Below are 9349 nucleotides of genomic sequence, written 5' to 3' on the forward strand. Positions count from 1 at the left end.
CTCGACGCCTACAACTTCGCCAAGCGGCTGAAGACCCTACAGGGCCTCACACCCTACGAAGCCATCTGCAAGGCCTGGGCGGATAAGCCGGATCGCTTCAGGATCGATCCCGTCCACTTGACCTCGGGACTGAACACCTAGCGCGGCGGCGAATACCAGATCGGCGAACTCCAGGCGCGTTCCTGGATGGTCGCCGGCGCGCCGGACGGCGGCGGCAAGCCTTCCTTGATGGCCAGCAGGGTGCTCCAGCGCGGGGTCGGCGCCTCGATCACGCGGACGTAGTAAGCGGCCGGGGCCGCCGGGTCGAAGGCTCTGTCGCGCCAGACCCCGCTGAGTTCCACCGCGCCCCGCGCGCCGGTCATCCGGCCCGTGCGGACATCCAGGGCCGAACGGATCGGCGGCGCGCGGCCGGTCTTCGGATCGGTGGCCCGGCCCTCCGACAGCGCGACGTCGAAGACGCGCTCTTTGTAGGCGCCGCCCGCCAGCCAGAGCTTGACCACCTGGACCCGGTCGAGGCCGGCGCCGTTGGGGTCCTTCAGTGCGGCGAAGGCGAAGCTGGGCGTGGCGCCGCGGCGCGGCGCGGCGCTGAGGTCGCCGCCCATCGGCGTTCCCCGGGCGTAGGCGCTCGCCACCCAGCCGCTGCGGCGGACAAGGTCCGCCGGCAGGTCCCAGCCGCCGAAGACCCGCACGCGGATTCGCGTGCCCGAGGTCGCCCAGGTCTCCTTGCGCTTGAGGGCCGCGAAGATCGAAGGCCGCGTGTTCTGTTCGGCCCAGACGCCGGTCACCCCGCCCGGGCGGAAATCCATCGCGTTGGGCAGGATCGGCAAGTGGTAACCCGACGGGCCCGCAGCAGGCGCGTCCGGCGCCGGCGGCTCGCCCAGGATACGCCGCGCTTGCGCCGGGCTGGGCCGCATGGTTGCGGGATCGGTCCCGAAGGGGCCGCCGGTAAAGCCGTCCTCCGAAGAGACGCTCAAGCCATCGTGGATGTCGGAGCCCGCCTCGAACCCGTATTTGAAGGGATTGGCGCCGGTCCGCGCCTGGATCTCCAGCCCCCGCCCCAGCGCCTCGCGCACATAGCTGCCGTGCGGCTGGCTGCGCTCGCCGGTGTTGGTGAGCAGGCGATCATAGACCTCGTAGTTGGCGAACTCGTCGTTGGGCGACAGGATCGGCAAGGTCTCCGACTGGCCCTTGTTCTGAATGATCTCGAACAGCGGCTCGTTGCGGGCGCGGCGGGTCGCATAGGCCGCGTCGATCGGGCGGCCGTCGCTGTCCACGTCATCGAACATCAGCCCGCCGGAGACGTTGCCGTTGTGCGGGATGGCGATCACGTCGATCCCGCTGCGGCGCGTCGCCTCCAGATAGGTCCACAGGTCCTCGGGACGGTCGGACTGGGCGGCGGTGAACGGCGGCGGCGCATGGTCGGCGTTGAAGATCACATTGCGATGCAGGTTGAACTTGCCCTGCTTCATCGAGGTCCATTCGTAGGCGATGAAGGTGGTGAAGCGGCCGGGGACATAGTTGGCGTTGGCGGCCTCGACCTCGGCGGTCCAGGCGCCGCGCATGGCGCCCGCCGTCTCCGGCCGGCCGGCCGCTTCCGCCGCCAGCCGCCCGGCGCCGCCCGGCCGGGCCAGCATCCGCTTCCCAAGCGCCGAGCTGGCCAGGGCGCCGGTGGGATCGTCGAGCTGGTTCAGGACGCCCATCCACTCGCCGTGATCGGTGACCGCCATGAAGTCCAACGGCCAGGCGCGGCGCACCTGCACGCCCATGGCCATGATCGGCTCGCCGCGCCCGAACCTGTAGGCCTGGTCCGGCGTGGTCTTCACGCCGATCGGCCAGGCATCGAACGAGAGGGCGGTGTGGAGGTGCGTCTCGCCGAAGAAGGCGCGGCGCTGGGCCGGGTCGGCCGAGGCGGCTTCCACCGGACGCGGCTCCGGGCCGGCCGCCGGCTCCGGGCGGGCGCAGCCGGCCAGGCCGGCGCTCGCGGCGGCCGCGACCAGGAGCGGTCGGAAGTCGGCCGCCATCAGCTCAGCGCCGTCAGCAGCCGGTCGATGTCGGCCGTGTCGTTGAACACCGACGGCGAGACGCGGATCCGGTTGGCCGCCGTCAGGATGCGCACCCTGGCGCGCGTCAGCTTCGGATCGAGGGTGCGCGCGTGCTTGCGGGCGAAGGCCACTAGCGGGGTGCGCGAGCCGGCCGGCGTCATCGGCTCGAAGCCCAGGCGCGGCAGTTCCGCCTGCAGGCGATCTAGCAGCGGCTGGCGGTGGGCCTGGATGGCGCCGACGCCGACCCCCAGCAGATAGTCCAGCGAGTAGTTCAGGTGCACCAGGCAGGCGTTGGCGATGGTGCCCATGGCGAAGTGGCCCACCGCGTCGGGGCGCACGCGGAAATCGGCGACCCCGTCGCCCGGCGGATCGAAGGGCATGTAGTGCGATTGCATGCCGCTGATCTGCTCGTAGCCCAGCCAGGGGCGCGGCAGCTCGGCGAGCCGGTCGGCGCGGGCGTAGACGAAGCCCAGCCCCATGTCCGACATCAGCCATTTGTATCCGGCGCAGGCGGCGAAATCGACGCCGCTCGCCTTGACGTCCACGGGGATCGACCCGGCCGCATGGATGATGTCGGCGTAGACCCGGGCGCCGCGGGCATGGGCGATCTCGCACACCGCCTTCAGGTCGTGTTGGAAGCCGTTGATGGTGGAGACCAGGGAGAGCGCCACGAGCCGCGTCCCGCGGGTGACGGCCGCGTCCAGCTGGCCCATGTCGATGCGGCCCTGCTTGGCGCGCAGGGTCACCACGTCGGCGCCGCGGCGGGCGAGCTGGTCGTAGGTGTAGAGCGAGCCCTGGAAGTGCAGGGTGTCGGTGACGATCCGTCCACCGCCGCCCATCAGGCCGAGCGCCGCCAGCACCAGGTTCTCGCCCGCCGTTGTGCTGGGGACGAAAGCGACCTCGCCGGGCTGGGCGTTGATCAGCTGGGCGAACTTGCCCAGCACCAGCCGCGAGGTCTCGTCGGTGCTGAAGCCGCCCCAGCCGGCCAGGCTCTTGCGGCCCTGGTATTCGGCCAGCGCGCGGCGCGCGCCGAGGCTGAACGGGTGCATGGTGCCGCTGTCCAGGTAGGTGAGGCCGGCCGCTCCGAACTCGGCCTTGTCGGGCAGGCGCGATCCCGCGGCGATGGCGCCCGTGGCGGCCGCCTGCAGCGGCGTGGCGGTCAGCCCGGCCAGCCAGGCGCGGCGGGTGACCTCCATCCTAGTCGATGTCCTCGCCGAAGCCGGACTGCAGCCCGGACGCGCCGGCGAGCTGGCTGGACATCACCTTCTGCGCGCCGGCGGCGGCCGGCCTGAGCGGCGGAGGCGCTGCGAACGGGCTGATCGCCATGGCCTGGTAAAGTTCGGACGGGAAATAGACGACGCCGCCCTTCATGGTCATCCGCACCTGGCGGATGTCGCGGATGTTGCGGGTCGGATCGCCGGCCACCAGGATCAGGTCGGCGGCCTTGCCGCGCGCGATGCTGCCGAAATCCTGGTCGCGGCCCAGGTAGCGGTCGCAGTCCAGGGTGGCCATCCGCAGCACCTTGCCCGGCGCCAGCCCAGCCTTGACGTAAAGCTCCAGCTCGCGGTGCAGGGTGAAGCCGCTCGGGTCGTCGGTGCCCGGCAGGATGCGCGTGCCCTGCTGGTCGAGGATGCGGATCAGTTCGAGGACCTTGTCGAAGCCCTTGCGGAACGCCGCGTCGGCGGCGGGGTTCGAGACGTCGACGAAGGAGCGGCGGCGGAAGCGCTGGTAGCCGATCGGCATGTGGTCGAGATAGGGCTGGTCGCCCTCCTGCACCTGGCCGGCGCGGCTGAGCATCAGCCGTTCCATGATCGCCGCGGTTGGGTCGAAGGCGGTGTTGTGCGCCCGCATCAGCGCCAGGGTCGCCTGCACCTTCGGGCTGGCGAAATCGAGCTTGGCCGCCCGCGACAGGGCGGTGATCCGCAACGACGTGCGGGTGTCCTCCTTGGTGGTGTCGAGGATCCAGCTCAACATCAGCAGGTTGGCGTGGGTGAGCTCGTCATAGCCGTCCTCCACCGCCTGGTCGGCGCTCATGAAGGCTGGGATGTGCCCGGCGACGCGCAGACCGAGCCGGTGGGCCTCGGCGGCGATCGGCTTCACCCAGGCGGGTGTCATCGAATTGTAGATTTTGATCTGCCAGTAACCGCGGTCGGCGTAGCGGTCGACGTCGGTGATCGCCTCGGCCAGTGTCGCCGGCAACAGGCCCATGGTCGTCGAATAGGGGCTGCGGCCCTCCAGCAAGCCCGAACGGACGATGTGCGGCCCGGGCGTCTCCCCGGCCCCGATCCGCTGGATCAGGTCGAGCAGGGCCAAGTTGTCGTTGCCCATGTCGCGCGTCGTCGTCACGCCGGCCGCCAGGTAGAGCGCGCCCGACTGGACGGTGGTGTGCGAGTGCATGTCGTGCAGGCCGGCGATCAGGGTCCCGCCCTGGCCGTCGATCACCGTCTCGTCCGGGCGGTCCGGCGCGGCGGGCCGATAGGGTTCCACCGCGGAGATGCGGCCGCGGAAGACGACAACTGACTTCGGCTCGGTCAGCGCCTCGGTCTGCGGATCGAAGACGCGCACGTTCTTGATGCGGATCGGCGTGTCGAAGCGGTGCGCGGCCTTGGCCTGCAGCGCGCGCGCCTGGTCGATGGCCAGGGCCTTGCCCAGCGCCTGGAGGGCGGTGAAGTCGGCCTCGCGCCCCTCCCGGATGACGATCTGCGGGGCGCTGCCCGGGTCCTGCCGATAGACCGCGAACAGCTTGCCGGCGCGATCTGTGATGAGGATGTCCGGCTGCAGGTTCACGCCGTCCAGGGCGTAGGCGGTGACGGTCAACTTGCCGATCGTGGTCCGGCGCAACTCGCTCAGCCGCAGCCGCCCCTTCGGCAGGACGTCGGCGGTGTGGTTCGGCCGCTTCAGCAGGACGTGGGCATAGACGGCCGTCGACCAGGGCGTGCCGTCGTTGACGACATAGAGCGGCGGCTGGGCGGCCTCGGCCGAGCCCTGGTCGGCCTGGCTGCGCCAGGTCGCGTGGCCCTGGGCCCAGCTGTAGGCCTCCTGCACGCCGCCGCCGAACGCCGTGGTCCCCTCGACAGTCCAACTGGTGGGGATCCCGGCCGGGCTGAGCGCAAGGCGCTCATGCAGCGTCGGCCCGCGCCCGTTGTTGCGATAGTCGAAGCGCACGTCCTGGGCCGCGGGCCGGTCGTCGACGACCATGTGCCCGACCGTCTTGCCTTCGGAGACCACCGAGAAGCGCTCAGTCGCCGCCAGGGCCGGCCCGCCGATCGCGCCAAGCGCCAGGCCGGCGAGAAGGGCTGCGGCGCGGCGATGGCCCATGCGGGATGCTCCGTTGCGGGGGTCGTTGCGGGACGCCCGAGACGTTATCGCGTTGTGAAATATCTGCAAGCGATCAGAGTAGATATTATTGCTCTCAACAAGCGTTGCCTGGAGCACCGCGACCGCAAGCCGGTCCCCTCGCACCCTGTCCGGATATGAAGCGACTTTTCACATTGACCGGTGATACTAGTCTGAAATATCACAGTGCGAATAAGTTCAACGAAAACGAACGATCTTAGGGGGTCTTATGGCGGCGCTTGGCGGGTTCAGGGTTGGATTGCTGGGCAGCGCGGGGGCTTCGCTGCTGGCGACGCTGCTCGCGGGGACGCCCTGCCGGGCGGCTGACGCCGACAGGCCGTCGACGGACGTCACCGAGGTGGTCGTGACCGCTGAGAAGCGAGCAGAGGCGATCATGGAGGTCCCGGCGGCGGTCACCGCCGTGACGGCCGCCCAGCTGCAGACGGAGAAGGCGAACGGGCTCGAGGACTATGTCCACGACATCCCGAGCCTGTCGCTGACACCGGGCAGCCAGGGCACCAACCAGCTCGCGATCCGCGGCGTCAACAGCTCGGTCTTCACCGGCCCGACGGTGGGCATCTATCTGGACGAGACGCCGATCGGCGGCACCGTCGCCGGCGACCATGCCAACGGGCTGGTGCCCGACCTCGATCCCAACGACCTGGAGCGCGTCGAGGTGCTGCGTGGGCCGCAGGGCACGCTCTATGGCGCGGCCAACATGGGCGGCCTGCTCAAGTTCGTCACCGCCGCGCCTAGCCTGACCACGGCCTCGGGTCGCCTGCAGGTCGACGGGACCAGCGTGGACCATGGCGACCTCGGCTATGTCGTCCGCGGCTCGTTCACTGGGCCGCTGGTCCAGGACAAGCTCGGGATCCGCATCAGCGCCTTCTCCCGGCGCGATCCTGGCTTCATCGACGACCCGGGCGTGATCGCCAACAGCGCGACCAACCAGAAGCTGTCCGACCCCGCGCGCAAGGACATCAACTCGGCGCGCGTCGAGGGCGGCCGCGCCGCGCTGCTGTGGCAGGTCAGCCCCGACGCCAAGGTCGAACTCTCCGCGCTCTATCAGGATCGTCACGGCGACGGCCAGACCGCCGAGGACGTCGACGGCCGCACCCTGCAGCCGCTGCACGGCGATCTGACGCAGATCGCCAGCCGCTTCACCGGCCAGAACGCGGAGAAGCTGCAGGTCTACAATGCGACCGCGAACTGGGACCTGCATGGCGCGACCCTGCTGTCGTCGACCAGCTATGCGATCAACAACTACAGCTCGGTGACCGACATCACCGGCCTGACGCCCCCCTCGCCGACGGCGGGGTTCCCGCCGGCGTCACCGCCGTTCTTCGTCAACGCGGGCGCGGCCTACTTCACCTTCCCGGCCGCCCCGACCAGCTACTTCACGCCGGTCGACCTCGCCTTCCGCACGGCGAAGGTCACCCAGGAGCTGCGGCTCACCAGCCCGTCGGACCAGCGGGTGGAATGGCAGCTGGGCCTCTTCTACACGCGCGAACAGACCACCAGCCTTCAGGAGATCGACCTCGACGATCCGGCCACCGGCGCCACCTTCGCGCCGACCGGCGTCTGCGCCCCGCCGGTGGTGGTGGGCGCGCCGTTCCCGCCGATCACCTGCTTCGCCATCCACAGCGTCGCGCCGGCGGGAACGCCGTTCCACAACTCCGGCGCGGACACCACCTATCGGGAGTATGCCGGCTACGGCGACGTGACCTTCCATGTGACCGACGCCTTCTCGCTCCAGGCGGGTCTGCGCCACGCCGAGTTCCGCGAGGTGTTCCACGAGCACTATTCCGGCGTGCTGGATTCGCTGTCGACCGGCGCGTTCAGCGGCGTCAACGACCCCGCGCCGAACAGCGGCTCGAAGAACCTCTACCTGCTGGGCGCCAAGTACCAGGTCGACAAGAACGTCATGGTCTACGGCCGCATCGCGACCGGCTACCGGCCCGGCGGCCCGAACCTCGACGCCGCCGGAGTCAGCCCGACCTTCGCCTCGGACTCCACGACCAACTACGAAGTCGGCGTGAAGGGCGTGTTCGCCGACGGGCGCCTGCAGCTCACCGCCGACACCTTCACGATCCACTGGGACGACATCCAGCTGCAGACCACGACGCCGATGAGCTTCTTCTACTTCGTGAACGGCAGCACGGCGCGGTCCCAGGGCTTCGAGGTCGAGGCCTTGCTGCAGCCGGTCACCGGCCTCACGCTGCGGGCCAACGGCGCCTACACCGAGGCCCAGCTCACTGCCGACATCCCGGCCGCCGCCAGCGTGTTCGGCTTCAAGGGCGACGCACTGCCCTATTCGCCGAAGTGGACCGCCAACCTGTCGGCCGACTACGCCTTCCCCGTGGCCGGCGGCTGGGAAGGCCACGCGGGCGCGGACTACCAGTTCGTCGGCAGCGTCTTCGACAATTTCTACCCCTGCAACACCGGCAGCGGCTGCGCCACCGCCGCGTCCCGGCCGCCGCCCCGCGAGCAGCTGCCATCCTACGAGGTGGTCAACTTCCGGCTCGCGTTCGCTCGGGATGCGTGGAACCTCGGGGTCTATCTGAAGAACGCCTTCGACGGCCGTGGGCTGACCGCGCTCAGCGTGCAGCACGCGACCTTCGGCCTGGCGGCGACCAATGGGAAGCTGATCCGCGACAGCGCCACGATGATCACGCCGCGCACCATCGGCGTGTCGGTTGTCAGGACATTCTAGCCCGGCTCCTGGCGCGCTACCGCTGCTTCAAGGTTTCGCGCGACGCAGGTGTATTGACCACTCCGTCACGCCCGCGAGCAACGGCGTCGGATGAAGGGTCAGGTCGTCGCCCCGGAGTTCGAAGCGGCGTTCCCGGGTCATGCCAACGCCCTTGGCGGATCGAGCGACGTCTATGTGAAGGGCGCTGGCTCGCCTTCCGCCTTCAGATGACAGACCTGAGGAGCTTCCCGCAGCCGCAACTTTTCGGGCGAGGCCGAACGGCGAACCCCGTCGGCCCCCAACCAGGACTGGCGGCCGTCGCGAATGTTTTCGAATATTTGGTGCGGGCGGTCGGGGTCGAACCGACACTCCTCTCGGAACCGGATTTTGAGTCCGGCGCGTCTGCCAATTCCGCCACGCCCGCGTTGATTTTGCTTGTGTAATCGGCGTCTAAGAACGCGTCTACGATGACTTACACAGCCCTTGCACATAAAAGTCCATTTGCGCGGAGCGAGGCTGAATTTATTGAAGAAAAATCTTCAATATTGGAGCTTAAAACCGGTTCTTGAATCACACATGTCAGATCTTAAGTACTGGATTATATAGAGAAATTTATAAACGTCAAACTAACTGTGTAAGGAACTGTGTAAGCCATTTTGCTTTCCTGGCCGCCGCGCAGAAGATCAAGGTCTGCACCTTGCTGGGCTACAATCCCGCGACGGCCGGCGGGCTGATGGGGACCGACGACCTGGCCCTGCCCGAGATCGCAGCATCGCTGACGCCCTCGACCAGCTCCCGACGCTCACGACCTTGCAGGCGGAGGCGCTGTGACGATCCACACCTGCGCGCGGACGGCGGCCTGGGCGGCGAGATCAGCCTGGTGCGCGCTGCAGCTGAAGCCGGCCACCCTGCTGCGCAGCGCCGTCGATGCGAGCCCGGTCGTGGCGTCGCCGGACGACGACATCATCGCCGTGACGACCCGGATGGCGGACTTCAACCACTCGACGCTACCGGTTGTCGACGGGGATGGGAATCTGCTGGGCGCGGTGACCGTGGACGACGCCCTCGAAGCGCCCATCCCGCGTGACTGGTCGCGCCCCGAGGCCGAGCGGGCCTCGACGCCGAGACGATTGGCGAGCTAGGTGTCGTTTCCAAGAAGGTTGTTCACACGCTGCCAGGGTGTGAGGCCTGCGATGCCGGAGTGTGGGCGATCGAGGTTGTAGGCGTCGGTCCAGGCTGCGACGGCCTGGGTTCGTTCGGCCGAGGAGCGGTAGGGCCT

The 9349-nt window shown here is 69.0% G+C and carries 6 protein-coding genes, 1 tRNA gene and 1 pseudogene; 3 read left to right on the forward strand and 5 right to left on the reverse strand.

The features are described 5' to 3' along the window. Positions 1-141: pseudogene (locus tag VGL85_RS04245) on the forward strand (IS481 family transposase); the annotation flags it as partial. Here the strand turns inward: VGL85_RS04245 and VGL85_RS04250 are convergent. From VGL85_RS04250 to VGL85_RS04260, 3 genes are read right to left on the reverse strand one after another with little or no spacing between them, the layout of a single operon-like run. Further along, complete coding sequence (locus VGL85_RS04250) at positions 138-2021, reverse strand: DUF3604 domain-containing protein (protein WP_331586327.1); 1884 nt, start codon at positions 2019-2021, stop codon at positions 138-140. The pseudogene VGL85_RS04245 and the gene VGL85_RS04250 sit on opposite strands and share 4 nt — an antisense overlap. After that, the gene (locus tag VGL85_RS04255) at positions 2021-3238 is read right to left on the reverse strand and encodes an aminotransferase class V-fold PLP-dependent enzyme (protein ID WP_331586330.1); all 1218 of its coding nucleotides are present in this window, start codon (positions 3236-3238) and stop codon (positions 2021-2023) included. The genes VGL85_RS04250 and VGL85_RS04255 overlap by 1 nt, the downstream gene beginning before the upstream one ends. A gap of 1 nt (position 3239) precedes the next feature. Then, complete coding sequence (locus VGL85_RS04260; RefSeq protein WP_331586332.1) at positions 3240-5360, reverse strand: amidohydrolase family protein; 2121 nt, start codon at positions 5358-5360, stop codon at positions 3240-3242. A 277-nt stretch (positions 5361-5637) separates the two neighbouring features. Between VGL85_RS04260 and VGL85_RS04265 the strand changes: the two genes are divergently transcribed. Next, complete coding sequence (locus VGL85_RS04265) at positions 5638-8091, forward strand: TonB-dependent receptor (protein WP_331586334.1); 2454 nt, start codon at positions 5638-5640, stop codon at positions 8089-8091. A gap of 318 nt (positions 8092-8409) precedes the next feature. Here VGL85_RS04265 and VGL85_RS04270 read toward each other — a convergent pair. After that, positions 8410-8494 (reverse strand) — tRNA-Leu (locus tag VGL85_RS04270). A 403-nt stretch (positions 8495-8897) separates the two neighbouring features. On the opposite strand from VGL85_RS04270, the gene VGL85_RS04275 reads away from it, so the two are divergent. Continuing rightward, positions 8898-9212, forward strand: a complete 315-nt coding sequence (locus tag VGL85_RS04275) for a CBS domain-containing protein (RefSeq protein ID WP_331586336.1) — start codon at positions 8898-8900, stop codon at positions 9210-9212. Here VGL85_RS04275 and VGL85_RS04280 read toward each other — a convergent pair. After that, on the reverse strand, positions 9209-9349 hold a 141-nt coding region (locus VGL85_RS04280), incomplete at its 5' end, for an integrase core domain-containing protein (RefSeq protein ID WP_331586300.1). The genes VGL85_RS04275 and VGL85_RS04280 overlap by 4 nt on opposite strands.

The organism is Phenylobacterium sp., assembly GCF_036501465.1.
GTDB lineage: Bacteria > Pseudomonadota > Alphaproteobacteria > Caulobacterales > Caulobacteraceae > Phenylobacterium.